The organism is Priestia sp. FW507-14D1A (assembly GCF_058781295.1).
Genome location: NZ_JBYSWQ010000001.1, coordinates 287,255 through 309,751, shown reverse-complemented (window position 1 = coordinate 309,751; position 22,497 = coordinate 287,255). Strand labels below are relative to the sequence as shown.

25 protein-coding genes and 2 pseudogenes are annotated in these 22,497 nt (G+C 39.5%); 16 read left to right on the top strand and 11 right to left on the bottom strand.

The window, feature by feature from the left end; genetic code table 11:
• The first annotated feature begins 354 nt into the window (after positions 1-354).
• Positions 355-2,010, top strand: a complete 1,656-nt coding sequence (locus AC3WJG_RS01875; RefSeq protein WP_337134277.1) for a M14 family metallopeptidase — start codon at positions 355-357, stop codon at positions 2,008-2,010.
• 69 nt (positions 2,011-2,079) lie between these two features.
• On the opposite strand, the pseudogene AC3WJG_RS01870 reads toward AC3WJG_RS01875, so the two are convergent.
• Together AC3WJG_RS01870 and AC3WJG_RS01865 are read right to left on the bottom strand one after the other, a co-directional pair.
• Positions 2,080-2,229 (bottom strand): annotated as a pseudogene (locus AC3WJG_RS01870) (SDR family NAD(P)-dependent oxidoreductase); the annotation flags it as partial.
• Positions 2,230-2,574: 345 nt separating this feature from the next.
• On the bottom strand, positions 2,575-2,913 hold the full coding sequence (locus tag AC3WJG_RS01865) for a YflT domain-containing protein (RefSeq protein ID WP_028409499.1): 339 nt from the start codon (positions 2,911-2,913) through the stop codon (positions 2,575-2,577).
• Positions 2,914-3,135: 222 nt separating this feature from the next.
• Here AC3WJG_RS01865 and AC3WJG_RS01860 point away from each other — a divergent pair, with 222 nt between their 5' ends.
• On the top strand, positions 3,136-4,005 hold the full coding sequence (locus AC3WJG_RS01860; protein ID WP_013058194.1) for an SDR family oxidoreductase: 870 nt from the start codon (positions 3,136-3,138) through the stop codon (positions 4,003-4,005).
• A gap of 31 nt (positions 4,006-4,036) precedes the next feature.
• Positions 4,037-4,261: a YczO family protein gene (locus AC3WJG_RS01855; RefSeq protein WP_028409498.1), complete on the top strand. Its 225-nt coding sequence runs from the start codon at positions 4,037-4,039 to the stop codon at positions 4,259-4,261.
• A gap of 41 nt (positions 4,262-4,302) precedes the next feature.
• Here AC3WJG_RS01855 and AC3WJG_RS01850 read toward each other — a convergent pair whose 3' ends face one another.
• The gene (locus tag AC3WJG_RS01850; RefSeq protein ID WP_492587920.1) at positions 4,303-5,160 is read right to left on the bottom strand and encodes an STAS domain-containing protein; all 858 of its coding nucleotides are present in this window, start codon (positions 5,158-5,160) and stop codon (positions 4,303-4,305) included.
• Between the two features lie 166 nt (positions 5,161-5,326).
• Here AC3WJG_RS01850 and AC3WJG_RS01845 point away from each other — a divergent pair, with 166 nt between their 5' ends.
• Positions 5,327-6,268, top strand: coding sequence for a magnesium transporter CorA family protein (locus AC3WJG_RS01845; protein WP_025750842.1), 942 nt, complete (start codon positions 5,327-5,329; stop codon positions 6,266-6,268).
• 46 nt (positions 6,269-6,314) lie between these two features.
• Here the strand turns inward: AC3WJG_RS01845 and AC3WJG_RS01840 are convergent, their stop codons facing one another.
• The 3 genes from AC3WJG_RS01840 to AC3WJG_RS01830 all read right to left on the bottom strand — a co-directional run bounded on the left by AC3WJG_RS01840 (position 6,315) and on the right by AC3WJG_RS01830 (position 8,282).
• On the bottom strand, positions 6,315-6,617 hold the full coding sequence (locus AC3WJG_RS01840) for a hypothetical protein (RefSeq protein ID WP_155660409.1): 303 nt from the start codon (positions 6,615-6,617) through the stop codon (positions 6,315-6,317).
• Between the two features lie 17 nt (positions 6,618-6,634).
• Positions 6,635-6,940 carry a hypothetical protein gene (locus AC3WJG_RS01835; RefSeq protein ID WP_223260222.1) on the bottom strand — a complete coding sequence of 102 codons (306 nt, stop codon included), beginning with the start codon at positions 6,938-6,940 and terminating at the stop codon, positions 6,635-6,637.
• A 130-nt stretch (positions 6,941-7,070) separates the two neighbouring features.
• Positions 7,071-8,282, bottom strand: a complete 1,212-nt coding sequence (locus tag AC3WJG_RS01830) for an AGE family epimerase/isomerase (RefSeq protein ID WP_060745162.1) — start codon at positions 8,280-8,282, stop codon at positions 7,071-7,073.
• A gap of 344 nt (positions 8,283-8,626) precedes the next feature.
• On the opposite strand from AC3WJG_RS01830, the gene AC3WJG_RS01825 reads away from it, so the two are divergent.
• From AC3WJG_RS01825 to AC3WJG_RS01810, 4 genes are all read left to right on the top strand, one after another.
• Positions 8,627-9,961 carry an SH3 domain-containing protein gene (locus tag AC3WJG_RS01825; RefSeq protein ID WP_337134275.1) on the top strand — a complete coding sequence of 445 codons (1,335 nt, stop codon included), beginning with the start codon at positions 8,627-8,629 and terminating at the stop codon, positions 9,959-9,961.
• Between the two features lie 458 nt (positions 9,962-10,419).
• Positions 10,420-10,845 carry a PAS domain-containing protein gene (locus AC3WJG_RS01820; protein ID WP_492587918.1) on the top strand — a complete coding sequence of 142 codons (426 nt, stop codon included), beginning with the start codon at positions 10,420-10,422 and terminating at the stop codon, positions 10,843-10,845.
• Between the two features lie 72 nt (positions 10,846-10,917).
• Complete coding sequence (locus tag AC3WJG_RS01815) at positions 10,918-11,811, top strand: diguanylate cyclase domain-containing protein (RefSeq protein WP_492587916.1); 894 nt, start codon at positions 10,918-10,920, stop codon at positions 11,809-11,811.
• 17 nt (positions 11,812-11,828) lie between these two features.
• Complete coding sequence (locus AC3WJG_RS01810) at positions 11,829-13,340, top strand: methyl-accepting chemotaxis protein (protein WP_337134273.1); 1,512 nt, start codon at positions 11,829-11,831, stop codon at positions 13,338-13,340.
• 200 nt (positions 13,341-13,540) lie between these two features.
• Here the strand turns inward: AC3WJG_RS01810 and AC3WJG_RS01805 are convergent.
• Positions 13,541-13,981 (bottom strand): annotated as a pseudogene (locus AC3WJG_RS01805) (hypothetical protein); the annotation flags it as partial.
• A gap of 525 nt (positions 13,982-14,506) precedes the next feature.
• On the bottom strand, positions 14,507-14,719 hold the full coding sequence (locus AC3WJG_RS01800; RefSeq protein ID WP_034650169.1) for a cold-shock protein: 213 nt from the start codon (positions 14,717-14,719) through the stop codon (positions 14,507-14,509).
• 224 nt (positions 14,720-14,943) lie between these two features.
• Here AC3WJG_RS01800 and AC3WJG_RS01795 point away from each other — a divergent pair, with 224 nt between their 5' ends.
• From AC3WJG_RS01795 to AC3WJG_RS01775, 5 genes are all read left to right on the top strand, one after another.
• The gene (locus AC3WJG_RS01795) at positions 14,944-15,816 is read left to right on the top strand and encodes an STAS domain-containing protein (RefSeq protein ID WP_060745166.1); all 873 of its coding nucleotides are present in this window, start codon (positions 14,944-14,946) and stop codon (positions 15,814-15,816) included.
• A gap of 131 nt (positions 15,817-15,947) precedes the next feature.
• Positions 15,948-16,082, top strand: coding sequence for a hypothetical protein (locus tag AC3WJG_RS01790; protein ID WP_255256570.1), 135 nt, complete (start codon positions 15,948-15,950; stop codon positions 16,080-16,082).
• Between the two features lie 338 nt (positions 16,083-16,420).
• Positions 16,421-17,578, top strand: coding sequence for a ParM/StbA family protein (locus AC3WJG_RS01785; protein ID WP_098247915.1), 1,158 nt, complete (start codon positions 16,421-16,423; stop codon positions 17,576-17,578).
• Positions 17,579-17,593: 15 nt separating this feature from the next.
• On the top strand, positions 17,594-18,301 hold the full coding sequence (locus tag AC3WJG_RS01780) for a hypothetical protein (protein WP_337134272.1): 708 nt from the start codon (positions 17,594-17,596) through the stop codon (positions 18,299-18,301).
• A gap of 184 nt (positions 18,302-18,485) precedes the next feature.
• Positions 18,486-18,641, top strand: coding sequence for a hypothetical protein (locus tag AC3WJG_RS01775; protein WP_337134271.1), 156 nt, complete (start codon positions 18,486-18,488; stop codon positions 18,639-18,641).
• A gap of 1 nt (position 18,642) precedes the next feature.
• Here AC3WJG_RS01775 and AC3WJG_RS01770 read toward each other — a convergent pair whose 3' ends face one another.
• Both AC3WJG_RS01770 and AC3WJG_RS01765 read right to left on the bottom strand, forming a co-directional pair.
• On the bottom strand, positions 18,643-18,954 hold the full coding sequence (locus tag AC3WJG_RS01770) for a hypothetical protein (protein WP_337134270.1): 312 nt from the start codon (positions 18,952-18,954) through the stop codon (positions 18,643-18,645).
• A gap of 224 nt (positions 18,955-19,178) precedes the next feature.
• Positions 19,179-19,706, bottom strand: a complete 528-nt coding sequence (locus AC3WJG_RS01765; protein WP_016764982.1) for a cupin domain-containing protein — start codon at positions 19,704-19,706, stop codon at positions 19,179-19,181.
• 276 nt (positions 19,707-19,982) lie between these two features.
• On the opposite strand from AC3WJG_RS01765, the gene AC3WJG_RS01760 reads away from it, so the two are divergent.
• The 3 genes from AC3WJG_RS01760 (at position 19,983) to AC3WJG_RS01750 (ending at position 21,229) form a co-directional block, all read left to right on the top strand.
• Positions 19,983-20,171, top strand: coding sequence for a hypothetical protein (locus AC3WJG_RS01760; protein WP_060745170.1), 189 nt, complete (start codon positions 19,983-19,985; stop codon positions 20,169-20,171).
• 243 nt (positions 20,172-20,414) lie between these two features.
• On the top strand, positions 20,415-20,591 hold the full coding sequence (locus AC3WJG_RS01755; protein ID WP_230683488.1) for an aspartyl-phosphate phosphatase Spo0E family protein: 177 nt from the start codon (positions 20,415-20,417) through the stop codon (positions 20,589-20,591).
• Positions 20,592-20,839: 248 nt separating this feature from the next.
• Positions 20,840-21,229, top strand: coding sequence for a MerR family transcriptional regulator (locus tag AC3WJG_RS01750; protein ID WP_060745171.1), 390 nt, complete (start codon positions 20,840-20,842; stop codon positions 21,227-21,229).
• 80 nt (positions 21,230-21,309) lie between these two features.
• Here AC3WJG_RS01750 and AC3WJG_RS01745 read toward each other — a convergent pair whose 3' ends face one another.
• Positions 21,310-22,365, bottom strand: a complete 1,056-nt coding sequence (locus tag AC3WJG_RS01745; RefSeq protein ID WP_328240856.1) for an NAD(P)-dependent alcohol dehydrogenase — start codon at positions 22,363-22,365, stop codon at positions 21,310-21,312.
• Positions 22,366-22,497: the final 132 nt, after the last annotated feature.

The following is a 22,497-nucleotide window of genomic DNA, read 5'->3' as shown; positions in this document are numbered from 1 at the left end:
GTTAAAAATGAACCATTGATCAACATGTTTGATTAGTGGTTCATTTTTTTGTTAGGGAGAACGTATATTTCATTTGTTTAGTTGCTTCTAGCTGTTGATTGAAGGGGAAGGCTCCTGCGGGGAAAATGGTTTAGGTCATTTACCTTGATTGGTCGTCTTCATATTGAGTTGGTTTTACTATGTCCTAATCTCTTTGTTATAAAATCGCACTCGTCTCCTACATTAAAATAGTCAAAAAGGTTCAGCTCCCTTATCTTGAAGTTATTTCCTTAAACGGTATAATTAATTATGTAACATTTCAAATATTTAAAATATTTGAAATGTCTAACCAAGGGGATGGGGAGGAGTAAATGAATGGAAAAAACTGTAAAACGAACGGCCGTGCCGGCTCTTTTGTCGATTGGATTATTGCTGTCGCCGCTTGCGGTACAAGCTGAGATGCCTTATTACGGAAAAGACTATAGCCAGCCGGAAAAAATTAAAGCACTTTATCCGGAAATAAAGGTGAATGAAGCCACGCCGGCGTTTCTGAAAGGACAAGACGCCTTTACGACTCAAGAAGAAATGATGAGCTATGTTCAAAAGCTTGCTCATAAAAGTCCGTACGTAAAGCTGAAGATTATCGGAAAGTCACAGCAAGGGCGTGACATTCCAGCTCTGTATTTTTCAAAGGAAAAGAAATTTGCGGATGGAAAAACATCGAAAAAGCCAACGATTTGGCTTCAAAGTCAAATTCATGGTAATGAACCGGCAAGCGGTGAATCCGTACTCGCCGTTGCGACGCGTTTGACAGAAGACTTTGGAAAAGATGTGCTAAATAAAGTCAACATCGTTATTGTGCCGCGCATTAATCCAGACGGATCTTATGCATTCAAGCGTCAGCTAGCAAATAATTTAGATGGAAACCGTGACTACATAAAGCTTGAAAGCCCTGAAGTACAGAGCGTACGAGCTGAATTTAACCGTTTTTCACCGGAAGTCGTCATTGACGCTCATGAATATACGCCTTACAGCAGCGGATTTAAAAATATCGGTAAAGAAGGCGTGTGGAAGTATCACGACATTTTACTGCAGTCCGGTCGAAACTTAAATATTCCGCAGCGCATTCGAGACGTGTCTGATGAGCTGTTTGTGAACAGTACGCTTACAGCCATTGAAAAGCAAGGATATTCTGGAGAAGTATACTATACGTCTCAAGTGAATAAACAAGGGCAGCTTGAAGTAGAAGAAGGCTCAGTTGAACCGCGAATCGGCCGAAACTCATTAGGTTTGTATCCATCGTTTTCATTTTTAGTCGAAAGCAGGGGAATCGGTATTGGCCGAGAAGATTTTCCGCGGCGAGTGAGTGCCCAAATTGCTACGCAAGAAAAGCTGATTACGCAAACAGCCGCTCATGCCAAACAAATTAAAGCGCTGATTGCAAAAGAAAAAGCGGCGCTTGTCAAAAAAGGAAAAAATGCAAATGATCATGATCTAATTGTTGTGAACAGTGAAAATAAAAAAATACCAAACTCTACGTTAGAAATGGTTGATGTGGAAAGCGCGTCTGTTAAAGAAATTCCTGTGACGTACTACAGTGCAAAGAAAGCAACGCCGACGCTTGTCCGCGAACGTCCGACTGCTTATCTTTTAAAGCCAGGACATGAAGAGTTAGCAGCAAAACTGCAGGGACAAGGAGTAAAAGGTTTCAAGTTAACGAAAGAAACGGCTCTTTCAGTAGAAGCGTATAGCGTTAGCAGCCGGATTGAAAATGGAGCCTACGAAAACAAACCAAATGTAGACGTGCAAACAATCGTGAAACCAAAAACGGTGACGTTCCCAAAAGGAAGCTACGTCTTTTTAACATCTCAGCCGCAAAACAATTTATTGTCTCTATCACTTGAGCCAGAATCAGTGGACAGCTTCACCACGTTTGGGTATTTGCCTTCAGAGGTAGGACAAGAGCTTGATGTTTACCGCTTTACGCGTTCTATTGAAAAATCGCCTTTGCAAAAAGAATCTCGTAAATAATGAAAAAGCGTGGAGCTTGGCTTCACGCTTTTTATATTGAGATTTTTAAGAAGAGACCCACTCTCCGCCGTTTACGCGAATGCCGTCTTTAATCACGCTATTGGAAAGCGCACGAGTGAAACCGACAATGGCTTCTTTGGTTGCCGTATAGTCAATTAACTGGTCATAGTATTTATACGTCACAATTGAAGCAGTATTAATAATGGAGCGGCCGCTTTTAGGACCTCGTCCTCCTTTTTATATAAACCCTCGCTATGAAAAGTATCTGCCTGTTTTATAGTACAAAGAGCCCTTCTGCGTGAAGGGCTTTTAAATTGGCATTCTCTTTTATTTTCCTCGTGATTGCTCACGTGATTCATGGCGGTTTTTTCTTCTTCTAGAGAGGAAATAAATAAAAAAGCCGATTAATACAAGAAACGTGATAAGCAAAATACTAGTAGGAAAGTAAAGAGAGCCTATCTGAATTCCCAAATAATTTAACATCGTTATAACTTCCTTTCTTGATAAACAATGGTTTATTTTACTAAATACCCTTATAAGCTGATAAAAAACGTTTCCGCTATTTTAGTAGGGAATGGATTGACTCTGTGTGCCAATAACCACGATATGTCCTTGTTTCATTTCTTCTTTATACCGGTTTGCTTCTTGATTGGATAAGCCGAGCGAAGCCATCTTTGAAAGAAGCTCATCTTCTCTTGAAAGAAGTTTATTTACCGCCGTTTCAAACATACCTTGCTCTGCCATTCTGTACTTTTTTGTATGTGTTGCCTCTGTTAAATTCTGAGCCCATTCTTTATCGTAGGCCAGCAGATAAATATCTTTGCTTGTAAATCCTTTCTTTAAAAAAGAACGGATGACGCAGGCTGCCTCCTCTTGGTTTTCTGCTACTTGAATGTGTTTCATACACGAACCAAACCTCCTGATAAAAGATATTTCTGAAATACATCTTCTACTCATTCTGTAGCCTTTGTTTCCAACTTTAAACTTGTTTTCTATGAATTTTCTAAGATAGTAAAAGAGAATAGAAACATCATAAATTTTTAAAAAAAGATGTTTGAACTTCAAAACAGAAGGCTAAACCTAGACTATACTAAAAAGTTCCATCAAAAATAGGAGGAGATTAAAATGAATTTACAAGATCAACAAACACAAGGCCAGCCCCAACAAACGCAAGACCGCCAGCCGGGTATCGAAAGTGAGATGAATCCTCTCCCTATTTATGAGGATGACAATTACATTGGTACAGGAAAATTAAAAGGAAAGGTAGCGCTAGTTACCGGGGGAGACAGCGGAATTGGACGAGCTGTATCCATTGCTTATGCGAAAGAAGGAGCGGACGTAGCCATCGTTTACTTAAACGAACATAGCGACGCCGAGGAAACAAAAGCCCGTATTGAAGAAGAAGGTGTAAGATGCTTGCTGATTGCAGGAGACGTAGGAGACGAATCGTTCTGTAACGAAGCGGTAGAAAAAACAGTAAGTGAGCTTGGAAAGCTTGATATCCTTGTGAACAATGCAGGAGAGCAGCATCCAAAAGAAAGCATTAAAGAAATTACAAGTGAACAGCTTGAACGAACGTTCAAAACGAACTTTTATTCATACTTTTATTTTACGAAAAAAGCGCTTGATTATTTAGGAAAAGGCAGTGCGATTATTAATACAACGTCAATTAATCCTTACCGCGGAAATCCTCAGCTGATTGATTATACGGCGACAAAAGGTGCAATCAATGGCTTTACGCGCAGTATGGCGCAAGCGCTTGTCAAAGATGGCATTCGCGTTAACGCTGTAGCGCCGGGCCCGATCTGGACACCGCTTATCCCGTCTACTTTCTCAGGTGATAAAGTAGGAGAATTTGGTACAGACACGCCGATGGGCAGACCTGGGCATCCTGTGGAGCACGTGGGCTGCTATGTGCTGCTAGCTTCAAATGATTCATCTTATATGACGGGTCAAACGCTTCATGTCAACGGCGGAGATTTCATGAACACATAATTGCTTCACCTATATAAAGGAGGAGAAAAAGATGGGAGAACGCCAGAAAAGATCTATTTCAAATACACCAAAAAAAAGAGATGAAACGGAACAGCGTGTAACAGATCAAGACGAAACGTTATTTGAACGTTTCAAAGAAGAAGAAACGGTCGATCCTATGCCGTTGGAAGACATAAGACTTGAACAAAAAGAAGAGAAAAATAAAACGAAAACGAAAGATGAATCAGGTTCTGAAAACATTCATCATAGAAAATAAAAAACAGCCTTTCGGGGCTGTTTTTTGTTTGTATCCCTATATTAATGAGTGCTAGAAGCAATTACAATTTTTGAATCATCTTCTAATGCTTGAGCAAGGTTCGATTTAATTCGTATATGGTCAAAAGTTAAACCAAGCTGCATCGCAGTAGTGGCTAATTCAGGGCGAATGCCCGATAAAATCGATTTAACGCCGATTAAATCAAGCGCATTTATCAGCTGAAACAGCTCGTGCGCGACCATTGTATCGATCATCACAACTCCTGACAAATCAATATACAAATGAGCGATTTGTTTTTCTGCACACTGTTTTAACGTGCTTTCTAGGATCATTTTGGCTCTTGCCGTATCAATATCGCCGACTAACGGTAAAAGAGCAACGTCTTTTTTAATCACAATAACAGGTGAACTTAATTCATGAATCATTTCCTGCTGAGAGCGGAGGCGGTTTGAGGCATATTCCTGCGCTTCTGTGATGAATTTCAAAATAATAATATCAAATACCCTTATTACTTTTTCATTCCATACATCGAGGTGGTGCTGAGTAATGTCATCATGAAGTTCTGCAAACCGGCGAATATACTCACAGTATTGTTTGCGGACGTTCATAAATTCTTTAATAATACTTTGAATGGGGGTTCTGAGATGCTGTTGGTCTTTGGCAACTTTATTTAGCCACGTGTTAAAAGATTCAAAAAAGCTTTTTTCATCTTCTATAAAGACGTTGCTAATATATAATTGAAATTCATAGTTTTGCGCTTTTAAGCGTTGAATGACGTCGGGATCATTAGAGGTATATACGCCTTCAGAAGATTTTTTGTCCAAAGATTCATACCATTCTTCCGTCATAGTTGGTGCACTTTCTAGCAGATAAGAACGTAAAGCGATATCTTTCTTCACTGTTATTCTCCTCTCAAACTGATAAAGCATGGCGCAGGTGCGCAACGTATTTATTATAGCACCTTTTTTATAAAGATGGATATGAAATGTATGTTTATTTTGCCTGTTAGGTTTTAAATGATTGTATATAGGGAAAAATTCTAATAAAAGGGGAAAGAGGGAAAGTATGAATACCGTGACGAACGATCAGTGGAAATGGTATCAGTTTGATTTAGAAGAAGCAGACGGAATAGCTGATATAATCAAAGAATATCAGTATCCAAGAGATGAATGGTTTTGCCAGCAGCTTCAAAAGAAAAATTCTAATCATATTCAAGTAGATGTAATAGGAGAAAGTGAGCTCATTTATGGTTCACTGATTTATCATAAGGAGTCGTTTGATCAAAAAAATTACGATTCGTTTCATTTTTATATTACCGAGGAGTTTATTATAACGGCAGGAATTGATTTGAAAATCCTCGAGAACACCAATCATGAACGAATGATTGAACGCATGAAGCAGTCTGCTAACACGGCGGAAAGTTTTTTTATTCTTTTAGGCGAAATTATGAAAAAACATTTAAATGGGTTTGATCAGTTTGAAAGTCATTTCAGAGAGCTTCTGTGGGAAGTGCGCCATAATAATAACATCGACGTGTTAGATGAAATTCACAAAGCGCGGTATGACCTGCTTATATGGACAAATTTAATCAGTTCTGTTCGAGAAGTCACCATGGGAATAGAAGAAGCGTTTCATAAAAAAATTAACCAAACGGTCGAATATCAGCGAATGTGTAAAAAAATTGAAATTGGCTTAACGCTGATTGAACAATATCAAAAAGAATTTGATGCGTTAATTAAATTAGAAGAAGTTGTGTCTACTCATCGAGGAAATGAGATTATGAAAGCTTTAACGCTGCTGACAGCAATCAGTACGCCTTTAACGGCTTTTGGAGCTCTTTGGGGAATGAACTTTAAAGGGATGCCGGAGCTTGATTTGAAGTTTGGCTATATCTATGCACTCATTTTAATTGTCCTTTCGACCGTTGCCATTTATCTCTATCTACGAATGAAAGGGTGGACGGGCGATCTGTTAAAAGGAAGAAAAAAGAATTCATTTTTTAAATAAGCTTTAATAAAAGCAGCCGCTTAATAAGCGGCTGCTTTGTTGTCTGTTATCCTCGCCTCCACGTCGTAGGCTCACCTGAACGAAGGCATCTTGGAAATAGATCGTTTTCTTTTAGCTTTACTTGATTGCCGTTTTCGTCGGTATAGCGACCGGTTTGCGGAACCAATTCTCCGGTTGAAAAGGCGTCATCTACAGGCTTCCACGTCGTTGATTCACGTGTGTGCGGGCAAGGTGTAAAAAGATCATCTTTTTGAAAGAGTTTAATTTCACCTTCTGCACAAACGTAAGCGCCCGATTCTGGTACAGCTTCACTCGTTCGATAAATGTTCTGTACGGTCTTCACACGCATCCAACCTTTCTTTTTGATTAGTTGTATTTTAGTGTTCCGGTCGTGGCATCCATGTACGTACGGTCTTCTATAATATCTGAGTCGTCTAGCTTTCTAAAAGGAGCGCAGTAGCATACAACACCCGTCTCGATTTCAATTTCTTGAAATCCGTACGCACGGCAAAGGTATTCACCAACAGCGCTTGGAGATGGATGCGTATCCAACTCATCTAATGCTTCATTAAACATCTCTAAAAATTCTTTTTTCGAAAATTGCTTCTCATGATGCAGTGTTACTGGGTCTCCCGAATCTGTTCCTTGTGCTAACGCGTAAAAATACATCATCTTCACTCCTTACATATATATAGTCGTGCTTTTTATGAAATATAGAAACAATGATTGTTAGTAAGTAAATTCCCTTAAATAAACAAAATAAACGCATTTGGAAGAAAACGGTTTCTTTATGATTATTATTTTAGAGAGAATTCAGTGCTATCAGCGTTTGATAGCAAGCTGCCACAGGGTGATAATCGGCTTTAGGAGCCGGGCTTTTTTTCGAGCTGTAGCGTTCGTTTTGCTGATTTAACAGCTGATACCAGCCTCCATGTGTGTGATCGATAAAGTGTTTCTGACAGTAGGAGAACATGGCATCGTATGCTTTCCAATATCCGCTGTCTGTGGTTTTTACCCCGAGCAGTGAAGCCGCAGAAATGGCTTCAGCCATCACCCAGTAGTTTTTGTCCCGGTCAATGACCTCTTCTTGAGGCGACAGCGCAAAGTAAAGACCTCCGTACTTAGCATCCCAGCCTCGGTTCCAGCCCTTATCAAACAAATCTTTTGCACGTTCTGTCATCCAGTTTTCCGAACGGTGCCGATCAAGCCATAAAAGCAGCTTGCTCCATTCAAACTGATGTCCTGGTATAAAGCCGTACGGCCGAAATTCATCTTTTGTATTGTTTTTATTGTAGTCCCAATCCGGCTGCCAGTCTGTATCATAGTGCTCCCAAACCATGCCGCCGGATCGTTCAGCAAGCTGCTGCGTAACGCCTTTTGCAAGCGTGTACGCTCGGTCCAAGTATTTTTTATCTCTTGTTGCTTCAAAGGCAGAAAGCATCGCTTCACACATGTGCATATTTGCATTTTGGCCGCGATATAAAGAAGAAGCCGACCACGATGCGTCCCATTCGTCTCGATAAAAGCCGTGCGCATCTTCCCAAAAGTACTTTTCCATCACGTCATATACCTGTTCAATCGTTTCTTTTGCTTCTGAAATGCCGGCTTGATATGCGACGGAGGAAGCTAAAAGAGCAAAAGCGTGCCCATATGCTTGTTTAGAATCATCTTTTACTTCTCCGTCATCGGCTATTTCAAAAAAATATCCGCCGTGCTCTCTATCATAATGGTTGTTTTGTAGAAAACGAATGCCGTGCTGAGCTGCTTCTTTGCACCAATCCGGTCCGTCTAAAAGAGCCCCTACACTGAAGATATAAATAAAGCGGGCCGTACTTACCAAATGCTTTGAATGCGTGTTGTTGACGGTGCCGTCGTCGTAGTATTCATGGATATACCCGCCGTTTTTGTTGTCAATACAAGCGGGATAGTAGAAATGAAGCGTATCAAAAATATGCTGTTTTAATGTGTGAGGTTCTCGAAACGCAGTTGGGGAAAAATCCGTTGCCGTGTTCATTTTATCACCATCTCAATCTTTGTTTTTAGTTGTTTTTACCCTAAGCAGTTGGGAGTAAACGTAAGGGTTTTTTTGCTGTTTCTGCTCTATTATTCTATTTTTGTTGAAAATGTATCAGTTTGGAAACAAGTTTGAAATATTTTGATATACTTTTGACACGATTATCCGGTATTCTAAAAGTACGTGCTAGCTGGAACGAAGTAAGTGTAAGCCTCTAGACGTCGAATAATTTTACTTAATGCTGTTTATTTAAGGTTGAGCTTAAACATCGGATCCTGTTTTCATTTAACCTATTAAACTAGCAGCATATATTTCTATTATATTTTGCAAATGAGGTATAAAAAATGACAGAAGTGAACAAACAAAGATTTTACAAAAAATTAGCGGTAACAGGTCTTGCTTTTACACTTGTAGGGGCAGGAACTCTAGGTCTTCATTCTTTACATTTTACGGGTGAGCCGACTGTAGCAAGCGCAGCGGCAGAAACATATACAACAACGGCGAATTTAAATATTCGAAGCGGCCCATCGACGTCCAACGCGATTATTGCAACGGTGAAACAAGGCACGCAGCTAACGGTAGTTGGACAAGCAGCAAGCGGCTGGCTGAAAGTAAGCTATCAAGGCAAAACGGGTTACGTAAGCAGTGAGTATGTGAAAAAGTCAGCGAGTTCAACGACCAAAACCTATGTAACAACAGCAAATTTAAATATTCGAAGCGCTCCCTCAACGTCAAGCGCGATTGTGGTAACGGTGAAACAAGGCACGCAGCTAACGTCGACAGCACAAGCAGCGAACGGCTGGCTAAAAGTAAGCTATCAAGGCAAAACGGGCTATGTGAGCACACAGTACGTAAAAGAATCAACGGGTTCTTCTGAACCGGCTCCAGCTCCAGCTCCGGAGGCTTCTGTCTATGTGGCAACGGCGAATTTAAATGTTCGAACAACTGCTTCAACTTCTGGTGCGGTTATCGCAACACTTAAAGCAGGCACACAGATAGACGTAACGGCTAAAGCAGCAAACGGCTGGCTGAAAATTACGTATCAAGGTAAAGTTGGCTATGTAAGCGGTCAATACGTACGAGCATTAGCTGGCATGAAAGTGGTCTCGACCCCTGAAAGCATCCAAGTTGTTGTGAATAAACAAAACAAGCTTCCGGAAAACTATGTTCCAAAAGATTTAGTATATACAACGATTCCATTTACATTCAAAGAACAAACGGAAAAGAAAAAAATGCGAAGTGAAGCAGCCGCTGCTATTGCACAGCTGTTTGCGGGTGCGAAAAAACAAGGCGTTACGCTTCTTGGCGTATCGGCTTACCGTTCACATGCAACGCAAAGCGCGCTTTTTAGTTCGTATGTTCAAAGAGACGGTTATGATAAAGCGGCAACTTATAGCGCATTGCCAGGCACGAGTGAACATGAAACGGGTCTTGGAATTGATGTAACAAAAGGAGACGGCACATGTGCTGCTCAAGACTGCTTTGGCGGAACAAAAGAAGCAGCTTGGCTCGATGCCCACGCAGCAGAATATGGATTTATTATTCGTTATCCAAAAGGGAAAGACGCGGTAACCGGCTATAAATATGAGCCGTGGCATTTGCGATATGTAGGCAAACCAGTGGCGCAAGCGATTAAGAGTAAAGGAATTACGGTTGAAGAATATTACGGAATTAAGTAGTTTAAAAAAGAAGCTAGAATAAAAGCAGCTTAGTTGAAGGAAGATCCGAAAGCGTTTGATTCTTGATAGAGAATCAAACGCGTTCGGATTTTTTATTGTTTTGATGAAGGTAGGTTTCATATATGCAGGGACTTCTAGTGCTTGAGTGGAGGGGAAGGTGAAGAATCCTGCGAAAAGCAAAGACTTGCACCGAAATCAACCGCCGTGTAACAAATAACCTCTACGAGCTTCTTTGTCCCGTTTGTTCGTCTTTAATTTAGCCATGCTTCAATCTCTTTTATTTTTGTTCATCATGTTTACCCTTCTTGTTAAGGAGGGTAGGTAATGATACAAAAGAACTACTGTTTGTACATTTAAAGTTGTGTTTGTGTGTGAAAAGATCTAGTGTATATTTCATACAGAAGTGTAAAGTACAGGGGGCGTTCATCTGTGAAAAAACGAAGGAGATGCATCCTACCATGTTGAAAGATCATATGTTTGAATTTTATTTTGATCAAATGAATGAGCTGGTTTTTTTAGCGGAAGTAAAGAACCAACATCTTTATTATAAAAAAATGAATAAAGCGGCTGCTAAGCTTGTACGGTGCCAAGGAGAAGCGGGCATGCGGCTAGAAAGCGTACTCTCTGAGCGGGCGTATCGCTCCCTTTACCCTTACTATATGAAAGCGATGGAAACAAAAAAGTCAGTTACCTACCATGACATAAATACCTTCTCAGATGAAGCTGAAGCGTTTGAAACAACGCTTACTCCAATTTTTGATGATGCCGACAATAGTACGCACCTATTAGTGATGAGTAAAAATATCCAGAAGTTTAAAAAAGAATTAGCCCAAAGCATGGAGCAGTATAAGTCGCTTTTTATGAACCATGAAAACGCCATATGATGGATTGGTATTTACTTGATTGCTCAGGACGTGACAAAGGAAAAGACAGCTGAAATAAAGTTGGAAAACACGGTGAAAGATTTAGCAAACATGAAGTATGCCCTTGATGAGTCCGCTATCGTAAGCGTCTTGGATCCGTATGGAACGATTAGGTATGTCAATGATATGTTCTGTACGATATTTGGCTATGAAAAAGAAGAGCTAATTGGACAATCATATGAGTTATTCGATGTAAGCTATGACCTTCGGGTTCTTGAAAGTATTGGACAAGGAAAGGTTTGGAGAGGGCAAGTCAAAAGCATAACCAAAGAAGGCGTCATCGTCTGGAGCCATAAGACCATTGTTCCGCTGACAGATATTCATCATCGAATCTCAAGCTACGTGCTGATTCAAACCGATATTACTGCGCAAAAAAACCTAGAAAATCAGCTGAAGTTTAAGGCGTTTCATGACAGTTTGACGGGGGTGCCGAATCGAATGATGCTGCAAAAACAAGTACAGGCTGACATCGAGCAAAACGAAAGGTTTGGCCTGCTGTTTTTAGACTGTGATAATTTTAAAGAAGTGAACGATCAATTTGGTCATGATATTGGCGATGCATTTTTAATTCAGTACGCGCATCGTTTAACGTCTTGCATTCGCGCATGTGACGAAGTTTATCGCCTTGGAGGTGATGAATTTGTTATCTTGCTTCGGCAGATTGAAAGGCGCGAGGAAATACAGCAAATTATGGAACGAATTCACCGAGAGCTTCAAAAAGAATGGAGTATTGAATCCTGCATCTTTACAGCTACATCGACCATTGGAGCCGCTTATTATCCAGAAAACGGAGAATCGTTTCAAGAGCTGTTAAAACAGGCGGATCAAGCGCTGTACGAAGGAAAACGACAGGGGAAAAATAACGTGAATTTTTATAAAAAAAACCAATCTGCAGCCGATTCTATAGATAAAGAAAGTCTTGTCTAATATAGAAAGGGATAAATATGAATAAACATAAATTAATGGTTGTTTTATCAAGCGGAGCAGTGATACTTTCTCTGCTCGTACATATCATTCATCGTATTTGGCCGATGGGCATGTCCGGCATGTCCATGGAACATCATTCAACGCCAGGAGAAGTGTCATTGATCTTTTTGATGCTTCCTATTCTTTTTCTTGGCGTGCTGCTTGTGCTGTACGTTAAAAAACACGACCTAGTACCTGCGTTTGTAACGCTAACGCTGACGTTTTCAAGTATCAGCACGGTTGTAGGCGGAGGAGGAATGGTCGAGTATCATTTTTCAATTTTTATGGTGATAGCTATTCTTTCCTACTATGAAAATGTAAAGCTGTTATTGTTAATGACGGGTATTTTTGTCATCGAGCATCTAGCTGGATTTTTCGTACCATTTTTTACGACGATTATTTTCGGAACGTCTTCTTATTCTTTTTCGATGCTTTGCCTTCACGCGGCTTATCTGCTTTTTACATCAGGGGCAACTGCTTGGCAAATTATTTCAAAGAAAAAATACACAGAACAGCTTCAGCGGGAAAATGAGCAAAAGCAGCATATCATTTATGACATGATGAAAAAACTGCATGAAACGAATGGGGAGGTAAGACAAACGGTTCACGACTTAAAGGGGAATTTAGAAGAATCACAAACGGCTAGTCATCATACGTCTGCTTCCATGCAAGAGCTAGCGGCAGGAGCTGAGCAGCAGGTAATAATGGCTCAAAAAAGCAGCGAGTTTCTAGAAGAGATGGCGCAAGGCGTAACCAAAATAGCCGAGGCCTCAGCGGCAGTCAGCGAAGCTTCTGATCAAACAGCAAATGAAGCCGTGCAGGGAAAAGAAAAAATTCAAGAAGCAATTCAGCAAATTCATACAATCGATTCTTCTGTTCAGCATGCAGCTAGCGTTATTCATCAGTTAAAAGAACGTTCTGCGGAAATCAACGATATTATGAGTGTGATGTCAGGCATTGCTGCACAAACAAATCTACTGGCGCTAAATGCTGCAATTGAAGCAGCGCGCGCAGGCGAACATGGGAAAGGGTTTGCGGTCGTAGCATCGGAAGTTCGCAAACTTGCCGAACAATCCAATCAGTCAGCCGAACAAGTAGCAAGGCTCATTCAGCATATTCAGCAAGAAACGTCTCAAGCCGTAGCCTTCATTCAATCAGGAACAGCCGATGTAAAAAACGGTATTTTACTAGCCAACGAAGCGGAAAATGTTTTTAATCGAATCGCCGATGCATCTGCGTACGTTCACGAACAAATTCAGCAAACGGCTGCTTCTGCTCAGCAAATAGCAGCCGGATCTACGCAGGTGCTCCATGCCGTCAGCGATATGACCGCTTTTGCTAGCCAATCGGCTGCAAGCAGCAGCAACATTTCTTCTGCTTCCGTGCGTCAGCTGCAATCGCTGCAGATCATTGACCAGACGGCGGAATTTTTAAGTGGATTAGTTGAAGAGCTTGGCAGCGTAACGGAAAAGTTAGCGAAGCAAGCGTGAGTGAGGCAGCAAACTACATAGAAGTACATGATTTGATACACTGAATTAATGTTATAAATCGACTAAAAAATTATGTACATACAAACGCTTAAAAAGTTCCTATGGACCTTTAGACCACTAATGTTCATATCAATCCCCTCCCTTAGAAAAATGAAGCCATCTAAAAAGAGGGGATTGATGTTTTTGGCTAAAAGCTAGTGTTAGTTATTTGTTGGAGAAGGAAATCTGGCTGCTTCAAAGTGTGAGCCATCTTCGGATGTGACGATTGTGCCAGCTATGCTGCTTTGAACAAAAACTTCAACGCGATCTCCAGCTTCTAAATTGTAAATAGTAGACACGGATACCGCATTAACAAACGGTGTGTTCCCGCCAAAGAAATCGTTATCGATAGCGATAGCGGTTGTCCCATTTACACGTATTTCTATACGAGTTCTATAATCTAGCATCTGGTCGTTAGGAGAGAATCCAATTGTAGCAATGATGGAATATACGCCATCTTTTTTGGGGCGGAAGGTAGAAGTAATCGGGTTATATTCATTTGCTAAATCAAATTGTTCAGTTGGGAAAACTGCTTTTACAAACGTATTGGCAGGAACATTTTAAGGCATCGTTAAATTGAGCGCTCTAAATGCTGACTCCCGCGTGCTGCCTTTTTTGCCTTTATCTTCTTTATATCTAGAAGCCAAATCATGTGATTCCTCATAGAAATCTTCTTGGCGTTCATAAATCCAAACTTGTGATTCTTCAGAGCTATCTTCTTCACGTCCATAAGCCCAGCCGCGTGTTTCCTCAGGGGCATCTTCTTGAAGTTGCTCTTTCTTATTGTTAAGGGAAGCCTCGCGAGATTTCTTCTTGTAAGGATAAGATTTTTCTACATAATATTTGTCATCTTTATCATTGTAATTGAAATAATACTTTTTTATAATAATTACCCTTTCTTTGCAGTACTCTATACTATATTCACTCATAGAGGAAATGTTTGGATACTTATCCGATAACTTTAGAACGGTTATTTTAATAGCTAATAGTAACTAATTTTGAATGTAGAATTAGTTGCAGCATATAAAAAAACACCTTTTTCGAACAAAAGTCGAAGAGGTGTTTTTGGATTCGAAGAGTATATGATTCGATAGTCTACCCATAACCTGTATGTAAATGTCACTCTATCAGTCAACTGGGTGTACTTTTATAGCGCTGGGTCCTTTAGCTCCTTCTTGGATTTCAAACTCTACTTTTTGTCCTTCTGCCAGGTTTTTATATTCCTCACGGTCAATCGCATTGGAGTGAACGAACACTTCTTTTGATCCGTCTTCGGGTGTAATAAATCCAGATCCTTTTGATTCGTTGAAAGATTTAACGGTTCCTTTATGTTTGTTCATTGAAAAAGCCCCCTTATAAGTATAGAAATAAATTCATAGTAGTTTTTTACCCAAACGCTGAAATTTCAATCCTATTATGGCAGGTATACCGATTAGAAGTAAAAGTAAATAGGGAGGGCCTAACAATTTTTTTATTTCGGTTATATTTTTATATTGTATGTGATATAACTATTGTTATAAAATGTAATCGTTAATTCTGCTAACTAAAGGAGATAAAGAAAAAAATGAGGGATGAGTTATTATATATAGGGAAGAAAATTATCGATAATAAGCAGGAATTAGCGATACAATTTTCTGATCTGATGGACTCTGAATATAAGCGGAAGCTGGTTTACCACGAAGAAAGCGAAGTTTTAAAATGGAGAGCGGAACTCATTGAGTATTTAGGCGAGTCGTTATTCGAGGAGCGCTCAGTCGTTTTAAAGAAAATCGTTCAGTGGGGTACAGATATAGGAAAAGTGGCTGTGGAAAACGGACTTTCTTTGAGTCAAGCGTTAAAATCGCTTGCGCTGTTTCGAACAGTGATATGGGGTGTTTTTACAGAAGAACTGCAGCAGAAGCAGTTTGCTCCTATTACGATGCTTGATGTAAGTAAAAAAATTGATCCGATGCTTGATGAGCTTAATCATATATTTGTCGAAATCTATGAAGAACATAATACAGACACCATAAAACGCGCGTATGCAGCGCTAGAAGAATTATCAGTTCCCATCGTTCCTCTTTCTGAAGGAATCGCTGTGATGCCAATCGTTGGACAAATTGATACGCATCGTTCCCAGCTTATTATGGAAACGGCTTTAGAAAAAAGCGCTCAGCTGCAGCTGAGTTATTTAATATTTGATATTTCAGGTGTTCTTATCGTCGATACGATGGTAGCGGACAATATTTTTCAAATTGTAAAAGCCTTACAGCTTATCGGAACTAAAACGATGATTACCGGAATACGTCCGGAAATCGCGCAAACCGTTGTGGATTTAGGCGTGGATTTTGGAACAATCAAAACAAGAGCGACGTTAGAAAAAGGCCTTGAAGAAATAGGCTTTAGCAAACTGCCAGAAAATCCGCAAAGAAAACCAAACAAATGGCCTTTTCAATGAATAAAAAAAGGAAGAGGCTCAGACAAAGTATGTTAGTTGAAGTTAAACTCAAACCGTTAATCTGATTGATGGTTTGGGTTTTTTGTTGTTATGGTGAACGTAGGTTTCATGTATGTAACTGCTTCTAGCTGGTGATTGGAGGGCAAGACGAAGACTCCTGCGGGAAAAGCGGAACAGGTGAGACCCCGCAGGAGCATAAGCGACGAGGAGGCTCACCGGCCGCCCGCGGAAAGCGAAGTCCTGCACGGAAATCACCAGCGGTGTAAAAAGCAGTCCAACTCATTTATCTCATTTGTTCGTCTTTCGATTGGGTTGATTTAATTATGTTTCCATCTCTTAGTTTTCTCGTGTCTCTAAAAAATAAAAGAAAGGCTTATATTACGAAAAATTTAAGAGGAAGTCACAGCGTCACATGTTATATTCCTTGTAAAAATGGGTACTGGTAAAAAGAAGCATTTCAAGTGCTTTTCAATTACAGTAGCCGTCTAAAATTAATTAATTGTCAATTTCGAATAACATAAATTATTTAAATACTTAGACAAACAAATGAGGAAAATATATACTTATTAGTGTTGTCACGAAAAGATAAAGGGGAGAAACAAGGATGGATATCAAACGTCAAAACGTTGATTTTGGTAACTCAATTTTTCAAACGCTAGTGGATGGTTATTACTATGAAATTCCTACAAACGTAGTAGAAATCACAAAAGATCAGGCAGAGGGTCATTTTCCTTCAAGCGTAAATGAACCGGAATTACTTCTTCAAAATTTACTGATTTCTACAACAATCGAAGGAGTAGAAAAGTATTATTTAGTAGGAGACGCAGCAGAGAAACATGTGCTAGGCAATATCCATATTAATAAGTTACATAATAAAACTGAATCTGATATTCCTTATGTGATGTTTTTAGCTTCAGTTGCTTATTACAACATACTTAAAGGAAAAGACAAAGAGGATAATCATGTGACGATTAATTATTTCTCGACTATGCTTCCGATTTGGCTGCTTAAGAAAACAAATAAATTCAGTGAAATGCAGCAGAAGATGGCCGAACGTTTTCAAGGAGAGCACACGGTTACGGTATTGACTCCTGGGTTAGAAAAAACGCTCACTGTGAACATTGGAACGAGCAAATGCCGTATTGAAAGCGAAGTAGCTCGCTGGGCGATTAAAAAAGATTTTGAATTACAAGATAGAGAAGAAGCAAATGCATTCAAACATTTTGAAACACTAATTGTAGATTTGGGCGGAGGCACAGTTGACCTTGCGCTGCTTCCTGCAGGACTTCAAGCTCCTAAAAGCAGAAATTCGCTGAAGTGTCTTACGGATATTTCATATTTGAAGCATATTGAAAAGCTAAGAAATGAAAAACTGCTTGAGTATTTTGATGATGTTCGTTCATTAGAAGAGTTTATTATTGCCAATATTCATAAAGCAAAAATGGAGCAAAGAGACGGAAATAGCGGAAAAAAAGTAGATCTCACGGAGCCTATTCACGCTTCGCTTAGAGAATACACGCAAATTTTATTAACAAAAGTTGAAAATCTATTTCCATCGCCAAAAGATAAAGTCTATAAATATATTTATATTGGAGGACTGGCTCCTATCCTTCAACAGTTTATTGCAGAGCAGATTGATAACATGTACGGGGAAGAAATCAGAGAAGAAAATCATCTTTTCTTGCCGGAGACTCGCAAATTAAACTTATACGGTCTTGAAATTTTAAGCAGACATGAAACAAACGCAGCGGTTCATGCTTAAAAAGGGGGAGCATATATGAGTCATCAACACACTCGCCTTAAGGAAGCGCTAGATGATTGGTACGGTCAGCTAAGCTCCCAAATGGCTGCACCGTTTTACTTACTATCAAATGCGTTTCTGACAGCTGGCAATCTATCAGCAGATATGATGGGAGCAAGGGAAAAGACCGTAAGTAATAGAGATGAAGGTGAAAATTTCACAATCGACACTGCTGACATTCCGTCAGAAGTGTCATCATTTCTGAAAGAAAAACAGCAGGCAAACGAGCTGCAGGACTATATAGTAAGACTCATACAGCAAGATTTGCAAAAAAAGAGCAAAGAAAATGAAGTGGAGACGCTCGTTCATTCACTTCGAAAAGAGCTGTTGGGCGAAATTGACTTACTAAAAAAAGAAATGAATTCACGTCTTGCTGCAAATCGTGAGCAGTATGAGTCCTCGCAGGCAAAAGAACTTCAGGGTTATGTAGCGAAGCTTGTGGAACAAAACGGGCAGAAAGACAGCCGGGAAGAAGATTTTCAATCGTTAGTTCATTCATTGAGAACTGAGCTGTTAGGCGAAATTCATTTGCTTAAAAAAGAGCTTGGCTCTGCGTCAGCTCCTTCCTATAAGCAGCTGAAACCCGTTAAAAATGAGGAAGAAGAAACATTTAAAGAAGGTCAATTAATTAAAAGTGAAAAAGTGACCGGAACCATTCAAGAAGATATCGATGTAGATTTCTAAATAGAAAGTAGAGGCGTGATATGCCTCTACTTTTATTATTTTTCTATTAAAAATGAGGCTGGGGCAAAAGTATTTTTGCTAAAGGAAGATCCGAACGAGTTTGATTCTTGAGTGTGAATCCAACTTGTTCGGTTTTTATTGGTACGGTGAACGCAGGTTTCATATGTTTAGATGCTTCTAGCTGTTGATTGGAGGGCAAGGCAAAGACTCCTGCGGGAAAAGCGGAAGGGGTGAGACCCCGCAGGAGCGCAAGCGACGAGGAAGCTCATCGACCGCCCGCGGAAAGCGCAGCCTTGCACGGAAATTAACAGCGGTCCAATGTAAAAGCTTTAGGGTATAAATCATAAAGCTCTTTTGTTTCTTTTTAGCATTTTTCGAACGTATAAGTAAAGATCGAATGTAACAATGGTGAAGATACTGCACTTTATCATAAACCAAAATAATGATTCGTTTATGCCAAATCCGCCAATGGAAGCTTTTAGTTCATTTAGCTGCCTGAGAATTAAATTTGTGTCGTTTTCATAAGCCACAGTAAAAGATTTAATCACAAGCATGGTCATAATGACTGCTTCTACAGATATATATAGAATTTTTCTTGCTAGTTTAAGAGAAGGATGTACGTTTGATTTGGGAATTTTATAAAATAATTTCATCGCCTGTTTGCCTTTCAGTTATTTTGAGCTGTTTAAAAAGATTAGTTAATTCTATAATTCTTTCCTTGGCTATAAAATCCTGTATGTATAGCAAGTTTAAAAAAAGCCCGCTAGAAAAGGTCATACACCGATTTTCTAGTGGGCTTCTTTAGTCAACATCCGTCTATTCACTTAGTATTAATCCTGAAAAAGCGTTCCAATCCTTCATAACGCTCTGCTCATCTTTAATGTTCTTCAGCCAGGGCATTTGCTTTTGTCACATGAACCGTACCAAATGGGTGGTTTGGCGGAGCGTATATGGAGTAAAGCTTTAGCGGAGTGGTACCCGTATTGGTGACATCATGCCACGTTCCGGCAGGGATAAATATCGCATCATCATCGTAGACTTTTCGTTTAAAGGTTAGGTTGTTTTTACTTTTGCCCATTTGAACAACGCCTTGCCCTTGTTCAATACGCAGGAATTGATCAACGTTAGGGTGGATTTCTAAGCCGATATCTTCACCGGGCTTAAGGCTCATTAACGTCACTTGTAAATGTGTTCCCGTCCATAAAGCAGTGCGGTACGTATTGTTTTGCTTTGACGCTTCATTAATGTTAATAACAAACGGTCTTGGTCCGTAGTCCTTTAATTTACCGTTTCTTTGCTGAAACTGTTCGCTGGTGTGATAGTGATTCGGCACATAATAACTATATGGCTGCCAACCGTAATACACTGGAGTCTGCCACTGATGATAATAAGGTGTATAGTGCATACTCATTCTCCTTTTCTCGTTTAATTTTTCTTTTCATCCTATGCTTTTGTCAAAACGGTTGATACCATTTGCCTTTTTGTCCGCGGTCTTTATCCACTTATTTTTTGCTGAAATCATGTGATTCATGATTTATCTGAGCTTCTTGTCTGTTTTTTCGGTCGTTAAAAAATACTTTCATCACTTTAATACGATAATTCAGTAAAAAATATATCGTATGAAAACGTTTTATTTGATATAATTTTAGAAGATGAAAATTATTTTAAAGGGTGACGTTCATTGAAAGAAAAAAAACTTCAAGAATTAACTGAACATATTAATAATTTATTCAACAATTTAATTCATGGATCTATCACAGAAGGTGAATTTAATGAGCTGTCCGAAGAGCTTTACAGAAAGCAAACTAGGCTGCGCTATGAGATAGAGTGTGAGAAAGGTTCGTATTATAGAGAATATTTTAGAGGCTAAGGCTTTGTATGAGACTGTTTTATAAGAAATAAGAAAAGGCCTCCATTTAGGAGGCCTTTTTCTTAATTTCGAGCAGAGAGTGGAGTGATACTTTCTATTTCAATAAGTATATTAGTATATTTACTTTATAAAAAATACAACTGTTTAAGCTATAAAACTCGCTATTCACCCCCAAAAACCTGTATGATAGGTTTAAGATTACCGCATATGAGATATATGTATAGTAAAAAGGGGTGATGAGCTGTGAAGTGGTATAAAGGAGTTGTCATGCAAGTCTTAATGACAGAAATCGAAACAGCAAGAGAGAACATGGTTATGTTAGGACTTACAGAAGGTCTTACAAGTCGTAATACAGTTCGAATCAGTCAAACCCTTGATTATTTATTAAATGAACTAAGTAAAGTGATGGCCGCAGATTAATCGTATTTTATATAAAAATGAAAAGAGCTGCTGACTTCACGGCAGCTCTTTATAAGTTGCCTTAACGTTTACTTTAATGTTTATAATACTATTTATACAGTTACCTCATAGTAAAGAAAATAGCGGAATCTACTATATATATCGTATAGTAGAAACCTAGAAGATGAGTTGAAAGCACCCGTAAAAAGGGAAGCTTGGATACATAAAGCAAACGCCGTACTAAGAATGGCGATGGAGGGTATAGTGGAATGGAATATCATATTAAAGAGGCCGCTGCAAAGGTAGGGCTGCCTACGCATACGCTTCGATACTACGAACAGCAAGGGCTTTTACCTTTTATAAAAAGAGATGAGAACGGAAATCGTATTTTTAGCGAGTCCGATATCGAGTGGCTAGAATTTATTATTTGCTTACGGAAAACGGATATCGCTCTTTTAGAATTACGTAAAATTGTTGAATTAACACAAGAAGGAGATGATACAATCGGTTTGCGCAAGCAGATATTTGAAAAGCATAGAGAGAAAATGATGGAAAAACAAAGAGAGCTGGACGCAGCTTTTAGAAAAGTGGAAACAAAAATTGATTACTATGATAAATTAGAACAAAAGTATCAGGAACAGCTTTCATCTAAAGCCTAATTTACCGGTTGTTTTTCTTATTTTATAAAGAAATAAAAAGCGGGCAGCTCATTGGATGAGCTGCCCGCTTTTCTCTAAATTTACAGTGTGGAAATGTCAATAACAAATCGATAGCGAACGTCGCTGCGAAGAACGCGCTCGTACGCTTCGTCTACTTGCTTCGCATCGATAACTTCAATCATAGGAGCAACTCCGTGTTCAGCCGCAAAATCAAGCATTTCTTGTGTTTCACGAATGCCGCCTACAAGTGAACCAGCAATGCTGCGACGTCCCGTGATAAGTGAGAATACGCTGTATTGATCTGGGTTAGCGGGTGCGCCAACGTTAACAAGCGTTCCATCTACGCGAAGTAAAGATAAATATTGATCCACGTTCAAGTTAGCCGATACCGTGTTTAAGATAAGGTCAAAGCGACCCGCTAATTCAGTAAATGTCGCTTCATCACTTGTTGCAAAATAATGGTCTGCGCCAAAGCTTAGAGCTTCTTCTTTTTTATTGTTAGAACGGCTCAATACCGTCACTTCAGCACCCATTGCATGTGCAAATTGAATCGCTACATGTCCAAGGCCGCCCATTCCTACGATCGCCACTTTTTTGCCAGGGCCAGCATTCCAGTGCTTTAACGGAGAAAATGTTGTAATCCCTGCACATAGAAGCGGACTTGCTGCATCCATACTTAACTTATCAGGAATACGAACAACGAATCCTTCTTTTACGACGATTTTTTGGCTATAGCCGCCGTATGTAGGATTTCCGTCATAATCCAACGAATTATACGTTTGAACAACGCCTTTTGTACAATATTGCTCGTCACCGTTCACACAGTATTCGCACTCTCCGCAAGAGTCAACAAAACATCCAACGCCAACGCGATCGCCAACCTTGTATTTTGTTACGTTTTCTCCAACTGCTTCAACTACTCCCGCGATTTCGTGACCAGGAACCATCGGGAACATCCCGCCGCCCCATTCATCAAATGCACTATGAATATCAGAGTGACAGATACCGCTAAACTTAATATCAATTAAAACGTCGTCTGCTCGCAGTTCTCTGCGTTCAATTGTCGTGTTCTCGAATTTTGCCTTTGCATGCGGCGCACTTAGAACACGTGATGTTGTTGTATGTTGATTACACATAAGTAAAAACACAATCCTTTCGTCATTTGATGTATTTAAAACTACAACCCTAGCTTAAACGTTAAAGTCGACTTTAAAGCAAGAGTTTTTTTAAAAAAAATTTGTTTTCTATGATTTTATGAAAAAAGGAGA